The sequence below is a fragment of the Sutcliffiella sp. NPDC057660 genome (assembly GCF_042800035.1).
In the GTDB taxonomy this organism is placed as follows: domain Bacteria; phylum Bacillota; class Bacilli; order Bacillales; family Bacillaceae_I; genus Sutcliffiella_A.
This window is the reverse complement of record NZ_JBHVHV010000007.1, coordinates 115300-133937: the sequence shown is the minus strand read 5'-3', so window position 1 is coordinate 133937 and position 18638 is coordinate 115300. Positions and strand designations below refer to the sequence as shown.

The following is an 18638-nucleotide window of genomic DNA, read 5'->3' as shown; positions in this document are numbered from 1 at the left end:
ACCGGTATAGTAAAAATATGACTTTTAAATAATAATGGAATCTTTTTTATATTGTAAACTCCTAAAGAAGAAAGTGATTAGAAACGTGAGTGGATTGTAGCAAAAGGCACTTGACTCCTGCGGGAAGATAGAGGGTATGGGAGACCCCACAGGCGAAAGCAGAGGAGGCTCCCGCGCGGCGCTGAGTGCCTGTAGCGGAAATCCACGGGAAATATCTTTAACCAAAATATCATCCATTGTGAAAACAGCTTTCCCCCTTAAATGGGGGTTTTTCTTTTAAAAGACTGGAGAAAATAAATTTAACTATTTTTTTCGTTCAGTGACTATGATACTTTGTTTATAGATGATTTGAGAAGTTATGAGGTGTAAAGAAATGAAACAGCGTTATGTAGTCCTGGATTTGGAAACAACAGGGAACTCTCCGAAAAAACAAGATAAAATTATACAAGTGGGCGCTGTTTTAGTGGAAGATGGCGAAATAACGGAAAGGTTTGCGAGCTTTGTCAATCCAAGCTGCAAAATTCCTCCTTTTATCGAACAACTGACAAGTATAAATAATGAGATGGTAAAAAAGGCACCGACCTTTGCCCAAATAGCACCTATGCTAGTGGAAATGCTGGAAGGTTCAACATTGGTGGCACATAATGTCCCGTTTGACCTGTCCTTTCTTCAGCATGAACTGCAAGAGAGCGGCTATCCTGCTTTTTCAGGGAATACAGTGGATACAGTGGAGCTTGCACGCATTCTTCTCCCTACCCGTTCAAGCTATAAACTGACTGACCTAGCAGACTTCTATCAGCTTGATCACGATAATCCTCATCGCGCAGACAGTGATGCGGAAGTGACTGCAATCATTCTCATTAATCTATTGGAGAAGATAAAGAGTCTTCCTGCTCAAACGAGCCGACAATTACATACCCTATTACATAATATGAAAAGTGACATTTACATCCTGTTCCAATCCGCTGATACAGGCGCATCACTTTCCGATGATTACTATCTATATGAGGATAGGCTTGTCCTAAAGGCTCCTGCTGAACATCAAGTTGATGAGAGGGTGAAACGCAAGGAGTTACTACTTTCATCGATAAAAAAGAATATAGGGCATTCAACTGCGGTAGATGAAATAAGAGGGCTGTTTGAATCCAGGCAGCATGGGCTTTTGGAAATTCCACCCTCTTTTGAGGACGAGGATTCCTATCTGCTGGGAGCGTTTCTATTTTCCGTCGAGAATGATAAACAGGTTGTCATCAGCAGTCAGCGTTCCGGTACTTTTAGCACCATCCGGGAGCTTTTCAGTAGGTTACAGATGGATGAGAGAGATTTCAATTTGCTTACCACATCCATTAAAGGCAAATATTACTATTTGAGTCTGCCTCGGTTTTTACACGCGCTTGGAGAAGAGGAAGACAATTATGATGCGGTTTTGACTAAAGCGCAGATTCTAGTATGGCTGACGGAAACCGGGTCTGGTGATATGGAGGAGTTATCCTTGTCATCTGGCGGCCGGCTTTTATGGGAATCCATCAATTGCTCATTACCCTCCGAGATGGGAGTAGCAGAAGCAGCACATTGCTTTTACCAGGCAGCAAGGGAAAAAATAAGTCATGCGAGTCTTCTGCTTACCAATCATTCCTTTTTGGCCAAAGAAATTTGGAGAGAGGATGTATTAAAGGGAATGCAATATTACATTATCGAAAATGCCAATGTGTTTCATCAGAACGTCAGTAAATTCCTTGGAATAGAAATAAGCTATTTGGATATTTATTTTGCCTTATCCAAGCTCCCCGATGGACGTGCCGTACTGCAAGCAAAAGAGGAGCTGGATGATATGTTTCGGATTCTTAGGGATTATTGCCTTGCTCGAACCAAAAGGTCGTCATCCAAAGTAACCTATCGTTACGCTGTTCAAAAAGAGAGCGGCAGAGCCTGGGCAGGAGTGCAGGAAGCAGCACAAAGGCTTTACATGTCGTTGACAGATGTCATCCTAACCCTAGAGAAACAGGCAAGCAGATTGGGATCTGTATCGGAGGACATACAATCCGAATACCTCCTTCAAGAGCAAATGGTTCTTACGGAAATGCGGGAAACTTTCTATTCGCTCCTGTTTGTCCCGAAGAATGACAGGTTAACTTGGTTTGAGGTGAATGTCCGGGGGGCTAAGAATTCTGTGACCATTTTTGAGCAGCCTCTGGATATCAGTACCAGGCTTGCCGAAAAATTCTATCAGATAAAAAGCAGTGTGATATTCGTTTCCCCAGCGCTCAGTATAAACGACAGCTTCGAATTTACAATGGAGGAGCTTGGTCTCACCGATTTTTATCCGGTTATGAAGGTGTTTAAGCCGCAGGAATCCAAGGCTCTCCCAGGAGTGTTTATTCCAACTGATATGCCGTACATTGAAAAGGGTAAAAATGAGACATTCGTCTCGATTGCCGCTCTGCAGATCCAGGAGCTGTTGGCACAAAAAGGAGGAAGGGTCCTTGTTTCCTTCTCTTCGAGTGACATGCTGTCAGCGGTCTACAATGAGTTGAAAAATTCTCCACAATCAAGTGAAACAGTCGTTGTAAGCCAAAGTGGAATAAGTGGGGGCAAGCAGAAAATCCTGAAGGCTTCCGCCAACTTCGAAAACGCGATTCTTCTGGTAACCAACAGCTTTCTCGAAGAAGTCTCGATCAAAAAAGAGAAGATCGATACATTAGTTATCATTCGATTGCCATTCAAAGCTCTTGATGAACCGCTTCTTGCAACGAAAATCAACCAGGTTGAAAAGCAGGGAAGAAACTCCTTTATGGATGTATCTTTGCCAATCGCAGTCCTTCGGTTCAAAAAAATGGTCGCCAATTTTCTGGAAGGTAACGGAAGCAAGGACATCTTTATTTTCGATAGAAGAGTGGCAGAGAAAAGGTATGGTGTTCAATTCATCGATGCGATTCCAAATGGGATTGTGAAAAAAGATACTTTTTTCAGCCTTCTCCATAGTATAGATTAAAGCTAATGAAGTCATTTTAATACAGTACACAACTATGGTTAGAATGGATGAGATGGATGTGGAATATCTTCTTGCTGGGCCTTCTTCTGATAAACTTCGGAATCCTGCAGCCTGAGTACCCGACAGACGTAGAGAACATTGATCTAAAATTGGATGATGAGGAAATAGCCTTTACCTTTTTGGATCTGCCAAATGGCGAAAGTACCATCATCCAGAACTCGGAAGGAGAAAATATCCTGATCAATACAGGAGCCCCTGAATCCGAGGATGAATTGCAGCATTATTTGAATATATACGGAGTCGACGAAATATCAGTACTGATCATTACCAGCCCAGACGCTGAATATACAGGGAACTTGAAGTATCTTTTGGATAATGTCGCAATTGATAAAGTGATTCTCCCAAGGCGCATGTCCGATGCCAGATTAGGTATTGAGACTGATTGGTGGGAAAATGGAACAAAAAGTGAACCTGTGGAGGACCTGAATGTACAGGTGTTGAATGAAGACTATTCCAATGAAAAGCATCTTGGGATGGATTTATTGTTTGAATTTAATAAAACATATCTGCTATACATGACCAGTGCAGATAAAGAAGTCGAGAACAGATTGCTTCAGCAGCATAACCTAAGTGTCGTCAACATAATCAAGGTTGGGGACTTCGGAAATGATACTGGAACATCAAAAAAATTCCTGAATGCCTGTGATCCGCAGACAGCGGTCGTGTTTCACAAAGAATCAACACAAGGAAAGTCACAGGTCCTCGAAAGACTCCAGGAAACATGGCTTGACCTATATCTCACAAGCCAAAAAGGAAATGTCACCATAAAAATAAAAGAAGGCGACTACCACGTCTTCACACTAACACTTGACACTTTTTTGCAAATGTCATAATTAAACTGCGGGAAAAAGTTACACCTATGTAAAACTTCGCTTAGCTGTTGATTGGAGCAATAGGCGAAGACTCCTGCGGGAATTGGCGTTCAGTGAAGACCCCACAGGCGAAGCCGAGGAGGCTTCACTAACGCCCCGCGGAAAGCGCAGTCTAGTGCGGAAATCAACAGCGGTTTTTAACAGATCCGTAACATCTTAAACAAAAATAGGGTGAATCAAAAGCTGCCACTTGATTCACCCTTTCAAATATCGGTGTAGGATAGGAGAAAATTTATTATACTGAAAAGTACTTAATTGTACTAAACTGAATATTTACTGTTATAATGTGTTTGAACACTATAGGTGATTCAGTACTTATATTCTTACCGATATACGGGGGCAATATGAGTAACAATAATTGCTTGAAAGCAGGAGGATTTTGGGATGGAAAGTAAAATTGAAGTGATTTCCACCGTGAAAGTGGAATACTCTTCCGATCTTTATAAAATTGTCGACACACTCAATCGAAATCTAAAAAGGGAAAACCTTATGTTTGGTTTGGCTTTAGATGAAGAAAACAAAGATAAAGCAGTCTTCACCATATATCGTACATAAAGAAGTGATAAAATGAAAAAATGGATAATCATTATAAGCACACTCATTTTCATTCTGCTCGTATGGCAGCTTATTTCCATTTACCATACAGCCATGTCGCCTATCCGCGAGGATGAAAATGAAGCTATAGAAATAGCAAAAGAAGAGAAGAACCTACAGACCATAAATGAGGTTTATACATATAATGGTACGACTCCTTACACCATCGTCCAGGGAACGGATGATAAAAATAAAGAAATAATCATCTGGGTGGATGAAAAGAAAAAGATTGCCCTGACAGCAAACGCGAGCGATGGAGTAGCAAAAAAAGATGTAATGAAATATGTCGATACCGACCGAAAACCTTCAGAGATCTTATCGGTGTCTCTAGCAATGGAGAACGATATTCCACTATGGGAAATCAAATTCAAAGATCAGAATGACCGATATAATCTGTACTACATTAAGTTTGAAGATGGAGAGTATTATCAACGTATAACGTTTTAATCGTAGCGGGAGGAATAAGAACCATGAAATTAGCCAAACGAGTATCAACCTTAACACCATCTACTACATTGGAAATTACAGCAAAAGCAAAAGAATTAAAAGACGCAGGTCATGACGTTATTGGTCTTGGAGCAGGGGAGCCGGATTTTAATACGCCTGAACATATTTTAGATGCTGCAAAAAAAGCGATGGATCAAGGGCTTACCAAATATACGCCATCAGGTGGATTGCCTGCGTTGAAAAAGGAAATAATCAGCAAATTGGAAAGAGACCAGAAGCTTTCCTACAAGCCTTCTGAAGTAATTGTCTGCACAGGGGCAAAGCATGCCCTCTATACCTTATTCCAGGTTCTGTTGGACAAAGATGATGAAGTGATCATTCCAACACCGTATTGGGTAAGCTATCCGGAACAAGTGAAGCTTGCAGAGGGAGTTCCTGTCTATGTGGAAGGAAAAGAAGAAAACCATTTTAAAATTACTGCTTCCCAGCTGAAAGAAGTCATAACATCCAAAACCAAAGCACTTATTCTGAATTCACCAAGTAATCCCACTGGGATGATCTATACAAAAGAAGAGCTGCAGGAACTTGGCAAAGTGTGTCTTGCGCACAATGTACTGATTGTATCAGATGAAATATATGAAAAGCTTTTATACGATGGGAATGAGCATATTTCCATTGCCCAGTTATCACCTGAGCTGAAGGATGCGACAATCATCATAAATGGTGTATCCAAGTCTCATTCCATGACTGGCTGGAGAATTGGTTATGCTGTTGGAAATGCCACCATCATCAGTGCAATGACAAACCTTGCAAGCCATAGCACTTCCAATCCCACTTCCATTGCCCAATACGCTACCATTGCAGCATATGCAGGGTCACAGGAAGATGTGGAAGTGATGCGTAAAGCTTTCGAGGAACGACTCAACATCATATTTGAAAAATTAAATGCGATTCCAGGCTTCTATTGCATAAAGCCTCAAGGGGCATTTTACCTATTCCCAAATGCATCTGAAGCTGCTAAAATGGCCGGTTTTCAGGATGTGGACAGTCTGGTAAAAGCTTTGCTTGAAGAAGAAAAGGTGGCATTGGTTCCAGGTTCCGGCTTCGGAGCAGACAACTACGTACGCCTTTCCTACGCTACAAGCCTAGACCAACTGGAGCAGGCTGTTGAACGTATTGCACGTTACATGGAAAAAGTAACAGTGAAGTGATAATGAGGGAAAGGGAAGCAGACTTAAAAGTGTTTGCTTCCTTTATTCATGGCTTGTATAATATAGGTTATGTACATAACAGTAAGAAAAAGTTGCTAGAACAAGGTTGGAGGGAACATTAGAGTGAAGACAACAATTAAAGAAGTATATAAGCATGTAGGAGAGGAAGTAACGATTGGTGCCTGGATTGCAAACAAACGTTCAAGCGGAAAAATCGCCTTCCTACAATTGCGTGATGGCTCCGGCTTCATTCAAGGAGTAGTGGTGAAAGCAGAGGTAGCAGAGGAAGTATTCCAAAGCGCAAAATCCGTGACTCAGGAAACATCCGTCTATGTCAAAGGTATTGTACGTGAAGATGAGAGATCACCATTCGGATACGAATTGGGTGTTACCGGACTTGAAGTGATCCATGAAGCAGTTGATTATCCAATTACACCTAAAAACCATGGTACTGAATTTTTAATGGATAACCGTCATTTATGGCTGCGTTCCAAAAAGCAGCATGCAATCATGAAAATCCGTAATGAAGTAATCCGTGCGACGTATGAATTCTTCAACGAAAATGGATTTGTAAAGGTAGATCCGCCTATCCTGACAGGAAGTGCTCCTGAAGGGACATCAGAGCTATTCGCAACGAAATACTTTGATGAGGATGCGTATCTTTCCCAGAGTGGTCAGCTTTATATGGAAGCGGCAGCTATGGCTTTAGGAAAGGTATTCTCTTTTGGACCGACTTTCCGAGCGGAAAAATCCAAAACACGCCGTCACCTCATTGAATTCTGGATGATCGAGCCAGAGATGGCATTCATCGAATTTGATGACAACCTGAAAGTGCAAGAGGAGTATGTTTCCTATATTGTACAGGCTGTTCTAAGAAACTGTAAGCTTGAATTGGGCGTTTTGGATAGAGACGTTACAAAGCTTGAAAAAATCAAAGCACCGTTCCCTCGCATTTCCTATGACGATGCTATCAAGTTCCTGAACGAAAAAGGATTTGATGATATCCAATGGGGCGATGATTTTGGTTCTCCACATGAAACGGCTATCGCAGAAAGCTACGATATGCCAGTATTCATCACTCATTATCCAATTGGCATCAAACCGTTCTACATGCAGCCGCATCCAGAACGTGACGATGTAGTATTATGTGCAGACCTGATTGCACCGGAAGGCTATGGCGAGATCATCGGTGGTTCCGAACGTGTCCACGATTTTGATTTGCTGAAGCAGCGATTGGAAGAGCATAACCTGGATTCTGATGCATACAAATGGTATTTGGAATTACGTCAATACGGTTCCGTACCACACTCAGGCTTTGGTCTTGGACTAGAGCGTACAGTGGCATGGATCAGCGGAACGGAACACGTTCGTGAAGCCATTCCATTCCCAAGACTATTAAACCGTCTGTATCCATAATATGATAAAACCACTTGTTCCCATAACAAGTGGTGTCAGACTGTAGACAAACGCGAGGTAATTCGAGGTTGTCTACAGTTTTTTTGTGTACCTTGATAATATTGCCCGTTGATTTCCGTTCCAGGCACTGCGCTTATCCTTAGGCGGTCCGGGAGCCTCCTCGACGCTGCGCGTCTGCGGGGTCTCCCTTGTCCCTTCCTCCCGCAGGAGTCTCCGTGCCTTCCACTCCAATCAACTGAGTATTCTAAACTTTTTGTGGAGCGATAATCCTGTGTATTTTAACAAGTGCTTTTTTTATTCTCATTCTTCCTTTCCCATTGAATAAGGATTCAGATTTATCACTGAGAAGTTTAATACAATGATTTATTTATTATTTATATTACGCATTATTGTTGCAGGTTCGCCCCTGTTGATTGGAGTGCAAGGCATGAGACTCCTGCGGGAGCAGCGTGTCAAGGGAGACCCCGCAGGCGCAGAAATGCGCCGAGGAGGCTCCCGAGGCCGCCATGGATAAGCGAATGCCTGGAACGGAAATCAACAGGGTGTTTAACGTCGACACCTTATTTTCAAGGTAGCCTGATATTAATTCCATGTTATAGCTTTTCTTAATTTTTCCTTAGAAGAAAAGGTATAAATTTGTTATACTTAGTCATGAGGTGTCTCCTAATGAAAAAAGAGCAATTTATTGAATTTTTGGAGGAAGGGAATCTTTCCATTCCAAATTACTTACTGAACAATTACGTAAAACTGGGCTTAAATGAAAAAGAGTTTCTACTCATCCTTCATGTTCATTCTTTCGTGGAAAGCGGAAAAATCTTTCCTACCCCAATGGAAATAGCAGATAAAATGACGATAGATCCTACAGAATGCATGGAAATCCTGCGTCATCTACTACAAAAAGGGTATCTTGCCATCAGTGATGAGATGGACGAGTACTCCATCAAATACGAACGTTATTCCATCCAGCCCTTATGGGAAAAAATGATTAGGTTTATGCTAGAGAAAAACAAACAGGCAACCATTCAATCCAATAAAGACGATGAAATCAATCTATATACAATTTTTGAGCAGGAATTCGGACGACCATTGTCACCGTTTGAATGTGAAACGCTTGGTATGTGGATGGACCAGGACTACCATGATCCCACCATTATCAAAGCTGCCTTGCGAGAGGCTGTAATCTCGGGGAAACTGAATTTTCGATATATTGACCGTATTCTTTTTGAATGGAAAAAGAATGGCATCAAAACACTCAATCAGGCAAACGAATATGGCAAGAAATTCAGAAAGTCCAATATTCCTTCAAAACAGCAGAACCAGGTGCCAATGAATAAACCTAATAAAAACACGGTTCCATTTTATAACTGGCTGGACTAAAGATCAATCAGCTTAGGAAAACGGACTATCGCCGTTTTCCTTTTTATATTAAGAATCAAAGCAAGAAGGGCAGGGCATGTCGATGCTTAATTTAAAACAGGTCAATGAAGTCGTGGAAGTGATGGGGGAGATGTTCCCCGATGCACATTGTGAATTAAATCACCGCAATCCATTTGAACTCGTCATTGCCGTAGCTTTATCCGCACAATGTACCGATGCACTAGTAAACAAAGTAACCAAAACATTATTTGAAAAATATAAAAAACCAGAAGATTATTTAGCCGTTACTTTGGAAGAGCTTCAGCAGGACATACGATCTATCGGATTGTTCCGCAACAAAGCCAAAAACATCCGGAGTTTATCGCAGCTTCTACTTGATGAATACGATGGAGAGGTTCCACAGGATCGAGATGAGCTTGTAAAGCTTCCTGGTGTAGGGAGAAAGACTGCAAATGTTGTTGTATCCGTAGCATTCGGAGTACCCGCCATCGCGGTGGATACGCATGTAGAACGGGTCAGTAAAAGACTTGGAATCTGCAAGTGGAAAGACAGTGTGCTGGAAGTGGAAAAAACGTTGATGAAGAAGATTCCAATGGATAAATGGTCCGACACACATCATCGTTTGATCTTTTTTGGAAGATACCATTGCAAGGCTCAAAATCCGCAATGTGACAGTTGTCCATTGCTTGAAATGTGCCGTGAGGGCAAAAAGAGAATGAAAAGGAAAGTTAAATGATGAGAGCGCCTACAGCCTTCGTGCATCCTCTGTATTATGCAGAAAGCGAGGAGGTCGAGACAGGACGCTTTAATTGGCAGTCAAGTTTGACTGTCCCGTTCAAATATGATATTGCATATGCTCTCGGTCTTGCTCCGTCAAATCTCCCATGGGAACACCATACAGAGACGGTACCGCTATTGTTTCAATTATGGAAGGAGAAAGAAGTGAAACTTAACACCCTTCATAATAAAAGAGAGCGTTCTGATGTGAAGGTCCATGTAATAGGGGGAATTGCGTTACTACTTCAAGCGATATTCTGGATGAACCAGGTGCCGGTGCGTTCATTGGCGGATTGGGAAAAGGAGATATCGCAACTGCCAGAAATACCAGTAAATATAGAAGAGCGTCTTGATTTTGTCATGAAAAAACCGGAATTGTATCACTCCTTTATACAGCTACAGCAGCTTTTTACAGAAAGCAGCAAACTGTTCTATAAAATGCAGGCAATACAAAAAAGGTAGGACCCAATGTATCGGGTCCTACCTTTTCTTTAGTCCTCATCATTATTGTTAGTGTTCTGACCACGGTTTCGGCCTTCGCCACTACCGTCTTCGCCATCACCGGTTCCACCCCCAGTATCGCCACCAGTACCGCCACCAGTACCGCCACCAGTATCGCCGCCAGTACCGCCGCCAGTACCGCCACCTTCACCAGTACCGCCACCTTCACCAGTACCTTCGCCGTCACCTTCGCCGCTACCTTCACCAGTACCTTCGCCGTCACCTTCGCCATCACCTTCGCCATCACCTTCACCAGGAGGAGTTGGAGGGAGCTCAGGAATGACTTCTTCCTCTTCTACAAGCTCAGGAACCTGAACGGACTGAGTAGCAGGGTCGCTTCGGCTTTCTTTGTTGTCATCAAGGAATGCGGTGATTTCAAATGTAAATGTTGCCCCTGGGTCAGGATCATTCACTGCCAATCCAAGCTCTTTGGTGACAGTTAATGCTTGAGGGGATCCCTCGTTCACTGCAACTTTTACATCAAAGCTTACATTTTCCAATTGATCTTCTGGGTAATCCCAATTTAACAGAATTTGATTGGTAGCTTCGTCATAAGAAGCTGTAAAGTTTGACGGACTAGCAAGCTTCTCAAATTCTTTTGATACTTTCGTAGGTTCCGTACCTTTGACGAAATACTCATTTGTAATACGATCTTTCGGAGTGAACTCACTCGCTTTAAGCGGTGGATTCGATCCTTTTTCTATAGCAACTCTTACAACACTTTTCGGGACAGGGAAGTCCGCCTTATCTTCATCTGTCGTGGAGACATGCTCCATTAGCTGCCTGAATATTTCTCTCGATAAATACTGATCCTCAGATCCGGATGCAATACTTCTTAAGTAGTTATCTTCGCCGCCCTTGTTGAAACCGGTCCAAACAGCAGCTGTGTAGGACGGGGTGTATCCTGCAAATAGTGTACTTGGAGCTGCATCTGCTGGAATATCATACTTTTGCAGATCATCAGATGAAAAGTTGGTAGTCCCCGATTTACCTGCAAGGTTCAACCCTGGTACATTTGCTGCACGTGCCAAACCAGTTGTTATGGATGTTTTAAGCATGTCTGTAATCATGAATGCGGTAGAATCTTTCATCACTACCTGCGATTCCTTATTTAAACTAACACTCTTGCCATCCTGGAATACTACCTTAGTTACAGCAAAAGGTTCTGTGTAAACCCCGCTATTCCCAAATGGTGCATATGCTCCAGCTAGTTGAAGAGGGGAGATACCGCGATTGAAACCACCGATCGAGTATGCTTCCGGAATATCTTCGCCTAGTGGAATGCCAAGCTTCACAGCAAAGTCGCGCGCTTTATCAGCTCCAACCTCCTGAAAGGCTTTCAGAGCTGGAATATTACGTGAATCTGCAAGATGCTCACGAATACTCATGACACCTTTATGTTTTTTGTCCCAGTTGTTGATTGGTGCACCGTTGGAATAAGTTACCGGCTCATCATCGATTTGTTGGTAAGTGGACCAGTCCAGATGCTCGATGGCTGGGCCATAGTCCAATATCGGCTTGATGGCAGAACCTGGCTGTACGCGAATATCTGTTGCATAATTCAAGCCTGTTTTTACATGGTTGCGACCGCCGCCGATTGCACGGATTTCACCGGTTTTCGTATCAATCAAAGATACTCCAGCCTGGAAATCTTCATTTTCTGGATACGCAATGCCGCTCTCATCAGATAGCAGGTATTCAACATGCTCCTGGGCATCCACGTCTAATGTTGTATAGATTTCCAAACCATCTGCCTGGGGATCTACTTCTCCAAGCTGCTCGGAAATCTCTTCGATTACCCGATCCATGAAAGCATTGTATTTATTGGAGAAATTGGTTTTTTCCACATCGCTTGTCAATGTTGCGTCAATAGGTGTTGCTTTTGCTTCATCCGCTTGTTCCTGCGTAATTTTTCCATGCTGTACCATTAAGCCAAGAACAATATTACGACGTTTTTCTGCATTTTCCGGATTCGTCAATGGATTGTAGTTGTTTGGACTTTGAGGAAGGCCAGCAAGCATGGCTGCTTCATGCAGCTCCAATTCGTCCAAAGATTTACCGTAATAGTTTTTAGCCGCTTTCGCGATTCCATATGAATAATTGGAAAAATAAATTCTGTTTAAATACATTTCAAGAATCTGCTCTTTTGTGAATCTTGATTCCAATTCGTAAGCAAGATAGAATTCCTGCGCTTTTCTTTTTAAAGTTTTGTCTGTGGATAAGAAGGATAATTTCACTAACTGCTGTGTAATCGTACTGCCGCCTTCTGCACCGAAACCACGTGTTACGTTTGCAAGGACAGCTCCTGCAAGACGACGGTAATCCACTCCTTTATGTTCAAAGAACCGTACATCCTCCGTAGCTAGAAATGCATCTTGTACAAGCTGTGGTATCTCATCATATTCGACATATTCCCTTGCTTCATGTCCGCCGATTTCAGCAGCCAATTCACCATTTCGGTCATAGACCTTGGATGGGACTGGAACCTTTAGCAATGTCTCATCAAGAGGGGGGGTATCTTTTACATAGTACGCAAAAGTGCCGATTCCTGTAAGAAGCCCGACGATACCAACAACCAGCACCGTCAGAAAAATCTTTTTAAAGAGGTTTTTTCTCTGATTCTTTTTCGGTCCCTTTTTTGCACTTTTTTCTTCTTGTAATGCTTTTCTTCTCTGTTCTCTAGATTGATAATTATCTGCCATGTAACAGACCTGCCTTTCTCCGCTTTTGCCGTGATTCAGGGGTTAGCAATAGACATTGTCTATTATTTTAATATAATCAATTCTTGGCTGAAAACCTATAGGTATCAAGTACCCGTCCTTTTCAACCTCAAGCTTTGTAATTGATTTTCTTTCCCCAGCTTCTTTTCTCTCCCAGTAATAAAACAACCTTTCAGCCGGCAGCAAATAGACTTCATTAAAAACACGGAACAATAATATGACGAAACAGATTCCATTTTGTTTCACTACCTGCTGCATATGTTGAATCTGATGTTCATGGAAATTCTGAAGTGGGAAGGAAGTTTTATTTTTGGTTTCCTTTGCTTCAAAATCAATATATTTCCCTTTGTATACACCATTAAAGTCAGTGGTGGATGCCTGTTTGAAGTAAGCTTCCTTGATGACCGCCGCACTTCTTTTCGGATAATGGACATCTACAATCTGAATTGGTGTGGGCTTTTTATGGACAACAGCAATCTGATGATGCAGATAGTACAAATTGGATTCTTGCAAGTCGTCTTCGAGTGTCATTCCTCTGTTTCCGTATAGGACGGGAGCCTTGTTCTTGGAAGATGTATTTGCGGTTGACTGAAATACTTTTCCGTTTGGGTATCGGATATTCATAAAATTCCCCCTATAGACCAAAACTAACCTTATCTAGGAAAAAAACGTCAAATTTATTTGGCGAAACACCACATGCCTGTGCAAGGAGGAAAAGAATTGAGTCTTTCTTCGGTGCTTCAAAGCTATCATTCCATTGGTGAAAAAAGGAAGAATAATGTATATTCCTTTCAAGAAAATAAGTTTATCACTAGTATTAAAAAAAATACAGCAAAACATAATTTTGATAATATCTCCCGTACAAAGGCATATGCCAGTTTTTATGAGCGGAACAAAAGAATCAAATGGGCATTTTTAGCCAGTATGGTTTCCCGTAATGCCGGATGGAATATGACAGACCTGGAAGGCCGCTGGTTTACCCTTGCACTTGATTGGCAGCAGCGGTTTCCCTTGTTCTATACGTATGAGCTTGCAAATTGGATGATTTTTCAGGATGCCTATCCGCAACTATTAATATATGAACTATCCTCCTATTATAACAAATCATATTTCCATCTATTAAAGGAGTTCGGCGTTTCCTGTTTCATGGAATATGAATGGCTGGAGTTCTGGGGGGAAGGGGATGAAGAACGCTTAATTACTTCCCTGATCATCAATGAACAAAACCTTATTCAAAATCCTGTACTTCAAAGTCGCACACTAAAAAAGAAAGTCTTTAAGACCATGGTATACTCTTTTCAGGATCTGGGGCATTTCAGTTGTGTATTATTCCCGACACTTGAAGGAAAGCTGTATGGTTATTCCGTCCATGGGTTTCAAAAGCTGCCCAACAGAATAGATTTGGGAAAAAGACTGGCTGCACTGTTATTTTCACCTGAGCATCATGAATCCTTTCACCAATTCTCAGTCCATACCGAGCATACAGGGTCTAGGAGGGATTATGAACAGTACATAAATAACAGGCTTCTTCGCGAAACACCGATATTGAGGTCTGTCTATCCGGTTATTAGTCACGAAAAACTAAATCAGGAGGATTGGATTTTTAAAGGAGCTAAAAAGCTGGAGAAGTGGAGGCAGCCTTGCCAAAGAACCCCTAAACAGGAGGATCTGACAAAATGGTTTATCCATAAACAGCACCAGATGCATGGACTGATCGCTTTAAGGAATTGGTTGTAAATAGAGGCTTTTGAGTGATTACTCTCGAAGAAACATTAAAAAAGGTTATTAGTTATTAGACTTCTATTTGAGGGATTCTTGCTCAAAAGGTCCGATAGAATGTTGCTAATGGACTTCTCAAAGGGATTCCGCCACAAAAAGGCCAATAGAAAGCCAATAACGAAATTTTCAATGGAATTTCCGGAAAAAAAGGCTGTCCAGAAAGTCATGAAAAAACTGTCTGGACAGCCTCTTGCTATTTTCTTATGTCGAAGGACGATTCGGTCCGCCTAATTTCTTGTCTAATTGTTCAGGTGCATTCTCTGCAGCATTTCGATTGTGCTGATGTTGGCTTTGTTGTTTGCTATTCCGTTTTTTTGCCATCATACAAACCTCCTATTTGTTGTAGTGAATTTGCTTTTATATTTTCTCCTGTACCGACAAAAACATGCAATATCGCAGAAAAACACTTTCTTTGGCGAATTAGTTCTAGTTTTGTCACATGGGAAGGTGGAAGGGAAAAAGCGGCGAAATGTAACAATAATAAAGTATGGAGGGGATTATTATGTCCAATGTTGTATCACGCTATGATGTCTCTAAGTTGTTTGATGATATGATGCTGCAAATGGATGTGCTGGAGCAAACCATGTCCAATTCCATGAAAATCGAACGAGAAGAAATGGAAGAAGTCATGAAGGATCAGATTAAACGGTTGCATTATACATTGGATGAAGTGGAAAAGGTAATGAAGGAACAGAAAAATCATAAGATGGAGACGAAGCCTGCTATCCCGTTCAATCAACGTGCCTATTCTGTTTCTGTGTAGAAAATATCATTTTTATGGTACTATTTATTGCTAGAGGTGAGAAGATGGAAAGCACTAGCAGTAATGTATTGACACTGACGCAAAAGCTATTGGATTTTATAGAGGAAATTGAATCTCGGTTTATTCACACACAGGAGAACAAAGTGGAGCCTGATTTTTTTAACGAGGTAAAACCTTTTGCCGATGAAGTGCATGCTCTCCTGTTGGAATGGGAAAAGGAGACGGTGGAGTGGATAGGGATTGCGGCCCCTAAATATATACATTCGCAGCAGATTGTCAGCACGGTGGAAAATGTTAATCATGTAACGGTCCAGTGTTTCTACCCGGATACCCGTGAGAAAAGGTTCAAAGGGATGATCCAATCTATCCGTTATGTATTGAATGATATACTGTCAAAAAAATAGTGAAAACAAGTGCCTGTACCCTCGTGGGGCAGGCACTTGTTTTCTTTATCTTTCCTTCTCTTTTTGAATGGTAACAGGGCGGTTTCCGTTTTTGGCAGAAGGCTCTATTGCAAATTCCGCCTTTTCAAATACCTTTTTTTCTGCAGGGGCAGATCCTATTGTAGGTTCATGTCCTTTTTTCTTGTGCTGAAAATGTTTTCCACGGCTCATCGTTCATTCCTCCTTTTATCCTTTTTATTGTTCCTCAATTTTTCAGGTTCATTACATTGAAAATAAAAATGGAGATCCTGATGTGGGATCTCCTGTCAAAAAAGCATATCATGTTAATTCTAAAATATCTTCGAAGGTTTTTGGCGGAACTGCACCTTTTTTCTCTAGCTCTTTGATAAGGCATCGAAACTGTACAATCGATAATTCTTCCCGTAAATAAAGCTGTCTGGCAAAATCCATTAACTCATTTTCTTCCATTGGTTCATAGCTTTTACAAGAAACAAATTTGTGATGAAGTTCTTCTAGTACCACCAAAACATCCCCCCACTTTGAAGTTACTTTTATAGTAGCATGGGATTTGAATTTTTCTTGTTTTTGAAAAAATGAAATATCCGACAAAATGGGACATAAAATATAAATATTTCCAATAGAATGAGGGAGGTTGACCGATAAGGTAAGATAGGCACGTTTCCCAACTGTCATTCATATGTTATGGATAGAGCCAGATAAGAGGAGGGATCTGAATGTTTAGGAGAATGCACAGAAGACCTAGACATTTATCATATAATAGGAATATGTCTTTATTGAATCAACTGCCATTTATGCAGAATATGATGCCTTTTATTAATAGCGGCAGCTTTCCAGGTATGACAGCAGGATTCCCTTTTAACGGAGGGATGGAAGGCTGGAATCAGGAGGCGTTCAGCCAGAATGGGATGAACATGTTTTCCAATCAGGGGATTCCGAACCAGAATTTCCAAGGGATGCCGGGGTTCCAAGGATTTCCGTTTCAGCAGAATGGAATGATGGGGCAGAATGGTATCTTGCACCAAGCTGGATTCCAGAACGGAATGCAGCCTGGCGTAAATGGTATGTCAATGCTTCCCGCACAGGGTGGCATGCCACAGGGAATGAATATGTTCCCGCAAACACCATTCATGAATCCTTATCCGACGCAAAATCAGAACAATAAACCACAATCCTCACAGGTTCAATCGTTTATGAATCAGTTCAAAGGGCAGGATGGGAATGTGGACATGAAGAAAATGATGGATACAGCGGGCCAGATGATGAATACGGTAAATCAGTTGAATAATATGGTAAAAGGAATAGCAGCCACGTTCAAGGCTTAAAAAAGGATGCCGGGATAGTGGCATCCTTTTTTAATTCAGATCTGTTCGTAAAGATTTTTGGCCTCGTTTATTTTGTAGGACAAGTTTTCTGAAGTTACAATAATTCATAAACCTCATTCAAATTTTGAAGACGGGGGAAATCCTCCGACTCCAATGCATGCTTCATTTCATCTGGGAGAGAATGATTGAGAAACTGAATCTGCTCGTCGTTCAACTCGTTGATAAAGGAAACAGTATTCTCATATCTTTTTTCATGCATCTTTAGAATAATACTGTTGGCGATCTCCCTGTCTTCACCGTAAGAGGTGAGAATCTCCTGTAAGTAGCCGAGTGGCTTATTCATGATAATCACCCTTTGCTTTCCCATCAAAAAAGAAGTTATCGAGCTTTTCTTCTTCCTGATGGTTTAGAGAGGAGCTGTAATAGGGATTTTCCACTTTCTCTTTTTCATCCAGGTTTGTCTTAATGACAAGGGACGGAGAAGTAGAAGGACTGGCATAGATCTTTTTGTATTTTTCCACGAAGAACACCTCCTTGTCTTTATGTTTTGTAGGGATGGGAAAAGTATGTGGGGAGAGAGCTATCAGAAGTTACCAGAAGTAAGAAAGAAGATTTGTGGAAAAATAGTCGATAGGTTCATTCATTCAAAACAAAGTGAATAGGAGGAGTTAAAATGACAAATCGCAACGATAACCGGGAGCGGAAAAATAAGTATCCCAACAATAAGGGAGATGTGGAAGCCTCAAAGGAAATATCGAGCATCCAACAGGATTCCACTCCAGAGGAAAATCCAAAGTACGGATCCAAATCACATAAAAACTAACAAAGACGACGCCACGCATATGTGGCGTCGTTCTCTGTATTCAGTCTTCGATTCTGATTTGCCTTTTTGATTTTTTGGGGAAACGGATTTGTAGAAGTCCATCGCGGTAGTTTGCCTGCAGTGCACTGATCTTCACATATGACGGAATAGGAATACTGCGGCTGGATCTGTTGGCGGAATAGCTTTTGGAATATACATGGGTTCCTTCATCAGAAGTTTCCAGGATCTCTGTATGATCCACACTGATCGTAATGTACCTGTCGAAGCTTTCAATCGTAATTTGTTCTTTTTTAACTCCTGCCAATTTGCAATGGATGGTATATTCCTGCTCGGATTCTGTTGTTTCGATTGGAAATGTAGCGTTAACGAATGAATGGCCGAAAAAATCATCCATTTGCCGTAAAAGCCCTTTGATTGGAGAACTGCTAAAAAAGGAATCAATGGATTGAAGAATGTCAGTTTGGGGTGGTCGTGATCCTTTTTTTGGAGTTAAGTCGGAATTCTTGTCTTTCATCATGAAGCTCCTTTCAAGTCATGTTAGTTATCTATATGAAGAAAT

Annotated in this window: 22 protein-coding genes; 14 read left to right on the top strand and 8 right to left on the bottom strand. The window is 41.5% G+C overall.

Features of this window, described 5'->3' with window-relative positions:
• The first annotated feature begins 373 nt into the window (after positions 1–373).
• From ACFVAD_RS09580 to ACFVAD_RS09540, 9 genes are all read left to right on the top strand, one after another.
• Positions 374–2992 carry an exonuclease domain-containing protein gene (locus tag ACFVAD_RS09580; protein ID WP_386638721.1) on the top strand — a complete coding sequence of 873 codons (2619 nt, stop codon included), beginning with the start codon at positions 374–376 and terminating at the stop codon, positions 2990–2992.
• 56 nt (positions 2993–3048) lie between these two features.
• Positions 3049–3885: a ComEC/Rec2 family competence protein gene (locus ACFVAD_RS09575; RefSeq protein WP_386638718.1), complete on the top strand. Its 837-nt coding sequence runs from the start codon at positions 3049–3051 to the stop codon at positions 3883–3885.
• Between the two features lie 423 nt (positions 3886–4308).
• Positions 4309–4479, top strand: a complete 171-nt coding sequence (locus ACFVAD_RS09570; RefSeq protein ID WP_386638715.1) for a YpmA family protein — start codon at positions 4309–4311, stop codon at positions 4477–4479.
• Positions 4480–4491: 12 nt separating this feature from the next.
• Positions 4492–4965 (top strand): cell wall elongation regulator TseB-like domain-containing protein, encoded by a 474-nt coding sequence (locus tag ACFVAD_RS09565; protein WP_386638712.1) that lies wholly within the window; start codon positions 4492–4494, stop codon positions 4963–4965.
• Between the two features lie 23 nt (positions 4966–4988).
• Positions 4989–6176 carry a pyridoxal phosphate-dependent aminotransferase gene (locus ACFVAD_RS09560; RefSeq protein WP_386638709.1) on the top strand — a complete coding sequence of 396 codons (1188 nt, stop codon included), beginning with the start codon at positions 4989–4991 and terminating at the stop codon, positions 6174–6176.
• 123 nt (positions 6177–6299) lie between these two features.
• On the top strand, positions 6300–7592 hold the full coding sequence (gene asnS / locus ACFVAD_RS09555) for an asparagine--tRNA ligase (RefSeq protein WP_386638706.1): 1293 nt from the start codon (positions 6300–6302) through the stop codon (positions 7590–7592).
• Positions 7593–8258: 666 nt separating this feature from the next.
• Positions 8259–8969, top strand: a complete 711-nt coding sequence (locus tag ACFVAD_RS09550; protein ID WP_386638702.1) for a DnaD domain protein — start codon at positions 8259–8261, stop codon at positions 8967–8969.
• A gap of 82 nt (positions 8970–9051) precedes the next feature.
• On the top strand, positions 9052–9705 hold the full coding sequence (nth, locus tag ACFVAD_RS09545; RefSeq protein WP_386639082.1) for an endonuclease III: 654 nt from the start codon (positions 9052–9054) through the stop codon (positions 9703–9705).
• The gene (locus tag ACFVAD_RS09540; RefSeq protein WP_386638700.1) at positions 9702–10208 is read left to right on the top strand and encodes a YpoC family protein; all 507 of its coding nucleotides are present in this window, start codon (positions 9702–9704) and stop codon (positions 10206–10208) included. Before nth ends, ACFVAD_RS09540 begins: the two co-directional genes overlap by 4 nt.
• A gap of 29 nt (positions 10209–10237) precedes the next feature.
• Here ACFVAD_RS09540 and ACFVAD_RS09535 read toward each other — a convergent pair whose 3' ends face one another.
• Complete coding sequence (locus tag ACFVAD_RS09535) at positions 10238–12949, bottom strand: transglycosylase domain-containing protein (RefSeq protein ID WP_386638697.1); 2712 nt, start codon at positions 12947–12949, stop codon at positions 10238–10240.
• 42 nt (positions 12950–12991) lie between these two features.
• The gene (gene recU / locus ACFVAD_RS09530) at positions 12992–13591 is read right to left on the bottom strand and encodes a Holliday junction resolvase RecU (RefSeq protein ID WP_386638694.1); all 600 of its coding nucleotides are present in this window, start codon (positions 13589–13591) and stop codon (positions 12992–12994) included.
• Between the two features lie 96 nt (positions 13592–13687).
• Between recU and ACFVAD_RS09525 the strand changes: the two genes are divergently transcribed.
• Positions 13688–14704: a DUF2515 family protein gene (locus ACFVAD_RS09525; protein WP_386638692.1), complete on the top strand. Its 1017-nt coding sequence runs from the start codon at positions 13688–13690 to the stop codon at positions 14702–14704.
• Positions 14705–14947: 243 nt separating this feature from the next.
• On the opposite strand, the gene ACFVAD_RS09520 is transcribed toward ACFVAD_RS09525, so the two are convergent.
• The gene (locus ACFVAD_RS09520) at positions 14948–15070 is read right to left on the bottom strand and encodes a spore protein (RefSeq protein ID WP_386638690.1); all 123 of its coding nucleotides are present in this window, start codon (positions 15068–15070) and stop codon (positions 14948–14950) included.
• Between the two features lie 178 nt (positions 15071–15248).
• Between ACFVAD_RS09520 and ACFVAD_RS09515 the strand changes: the two genes are divergently transcribed.
• Both ACFVAD_RS09515 and ACFVAD_RS09510 read left to right on the top strand, forming a co-directional pair.
• Positions 15249–15509, top strand: a complete 261-nt coding sequence (locus ACFVAD_RS09515; RefSeq protein WP_386638687.1) for a hypothetical protein — start codon at positions 15249–15251, stop codon at positions 15507–15509.
• 44 nt (positions 15510–15553) lie between these two features.
• Entirely contained in the window at positions 15554–15913 is a 360-nt protein-coding gene (locus ACFVAD_RS09510) for a YppE family protein (RefSeq protein ID WP_386638684.1), read from the top strand.
• 45 nt (positions 15914–15958) lie between these two features.
• On the opposite strand, the gene ACFVAD_RS09505 is transcribed toward ACFVAD_RS09510, so the two are convergent.
• Together ACFVAD_RS09505 and yppF are read right to left on the bottom strand one after the other, a co-directional pair.
• Positions 15959–16123, bottom strand: coding sequence for a hypothetical protein (locus tag ACFVAD_RS09505; RefSeq protein ID WP_204414563.1), 165 nt, complete (start codon positions 16121–16123; stop codon positions 15959–15961).
• 108 nt (positions 16124–16231) lie between these two features.
• A complete protein-coding gene (yppF, locus tag ACFVAD_RS09500; RefSeq protein WP_386638681.1) occupies positions 16232–16435 on the bottom strand; it encodes a YppF family protein in 204 nt (67 codons plus the stop codon).
• 212 nt (positions 16436–16647) lie between these two features.
• Between yppF and ACFVAD_RS09495 the strand changes: the two genes are divergently transcribed.
• Entirely contained in the window at positions 16648–17256 is a 609-nt protein-coding gene (locus tag ACFVAD_RS09495; RefSeq protein ID WP_386638678.1) for a YppG family protein, read from the top strand.
• 94 nt (positions 17257–17350) lie between these two features.
• On the opposite strand, the gene ACFVAD_RS09490 is transcribed toward ACFVAD_RS09495, so the two are convergent.
• On the bottom strand, positions 17351–17599 hold the full coding sequence (locus ACFVAD_RS09490; RefSeq protein WP_386638675.1) for a sporulation protein: 249 nt from the start codon (positions 17597–17599) through the stop codon (positions 17351–17353).
• A complete protein-coding gene (locus ACFVAD_RS09485) occupies positions 17592–17777 on the bottom strand; it encodes a hypothetical protein (protein ID WP_224840179.1) in 186 nt (61 codons plus the stop codon). The genes ACFVAD_RS09490 and ACFVAD_RS09485 overlap by 8 nt, the downstream gene beginning before the upstream one ends.
• Positions 17778–17929: 152 nt before the next feature.
• On the opposite strand from ACFVAD_RS09485, the gene ACFVAD_RS09480 reads away from it, so the two are divergent.
• Positions 17930–18079, top strand: a complete 150-nt coding sequence (locus ACFVAD_RS09480; RefSeq protein WP_386638672.1) for a hypothetical protein — start codon at positions 17930–17932, stop codon at positions 18077–18079.
• Between the two features lie 40 nt (positions 18080–18119).
• Here the strand turns inward: ACFVAD_RS09480 and ACFVAD_RS09475 are convergent, their stop codons facing one another.
• The gene (locus ACFVAD_RS09475; RefSeq protein WP_386638669.1) at positions 18120–18596 is read right to left on the bottom strand and encodes an Hsp20/alpha crystallin family protein; all 477 of its coding nucleotides are present in this window, start codon (positions 18594–18596) and stop codon (positions 18120–18122) included.
• Positions 18597–18638 lie beyond the last annotated feature (42 nt).

Coding starts and splice junctions, on each gene's coding strand:
- ACFVAD_RS09580 (WP_386638721.1), top strand. CDS start 374: ATGAAACAGCGTTATGTAGTCCTGGATTTGGAAACAACAGGGAACTCT.
- ACFVAD_RS09575 (WP_386638718.1), top strand. CDS start 3,049: ATGTGGAATATCTTCTTGCTGGGCCTTCTTCTGATAAACTTCGGAATC.
- ACFVAD_RS09570 (WP_386638715.1), top strand. CDS start 4,309: ATGGAAAGTAAAATTGAAGTGATTTCCACCGTGAAAGTGGAATACTCT.
- ACFVAD_RS09565 (WP_386638712.1), top strand. CDS start 4,492: ATGAAAAAATGGATAATCATTATAAGCACACTCATTTTCATTCTGCTC.
- ACFVAD_RS09560 (WP_386638709.1), top strand. CDS start 4,989: ATGAAATTAGCCAAACGAGTATCAACCTTAACACCATCTACTACATTG.
- ACFVAD_RS09550 (WP_386638702.1), top strand. CDS start 8,259: ATGAAAAAAGAGCAATTTATTGAATTTTTGGAGGAAGGGAATCTTTCC.
- nth (WP_386639082.1), top strand. CDS start 9,052: ATGCTTAATTTAAAACAGGTCAATGAAGTCGTGGAAGTGATGGGGGAG.
- ACFVAD_RS09540 (WP_386638700.1), top strand. CDS start 9,702: ATGATGAGAGCGCCTACAGCCTTCGTGCATCCTCTGTATTATGCAGAA.
- ACFVAD_RS09535 (WP_386638697.1), bottom strand. CDS start 12,949: ATGGCAGATAATTATCAATCTAGAGAACAGAGAAGAAAAGCATTACAA.
- recU (WP_386638694.1), bottom strand. CDS start 13,591: ATGAATATCCGATACCCAAACGGAAAAGTATTTCAGTCAACCGCAAAT.
- ACFVAD_RS09520 (WP_386638690.1), bottom strand. CDS start 15,070: ATGATGGCAAAAAAACGGAATAGCAAACAACAAAGCCAACATCAGCAC.
- ACFVAD_RS09515 (WP_386638687.1), top strand. CDS start 15,249: ATGTCCAATGTTGTATCACGCTATGATGTCTCTAAGTTGTTTGATGAT.
- ACFVAD_RS09510 (WP_386638684.1), top strand. CDS start 15,554: ATGGAAAGCACTAGCAGTAATGTATTGACACTGACGCAAAAGCTATTG.
- ACFVAD_RS09505 (WP_204414563.1), bottom strand. CDS start 16,123: ATGAGCCGTGGAAAACATTTTCAGCACAAGAAAAAAGGACATGAACCT.
- ACFVAD_RS09495 (WP_386638678.1), top strand. CDS start 16,648: ATGTTTAGGAGAATGCACAGAAGACCTAGACATTTATCATATAATAGG.
- ACFVAD_RS09490 (WP_386638675.1), bottom strand. CDS start 17,599: ATGAATAAGCCACTCGGCTACTTACAGGAGATTCTCACCTCTTACGGT.
- ACFVAD_RS09480 (WP_386638672.1), top strand. CDS start 17,930: ATGACAAATCGCAACGATAACCGGGAGCGGAAAAATAAGTATCCCAAC.
- ACFVAD_RS09475 (WP_386638669.1), bottom strand. CDS start 18,596: ATGATGAAAGACAAGAATTCCGACTTAACTCCAAAAAAAGGATCACGA.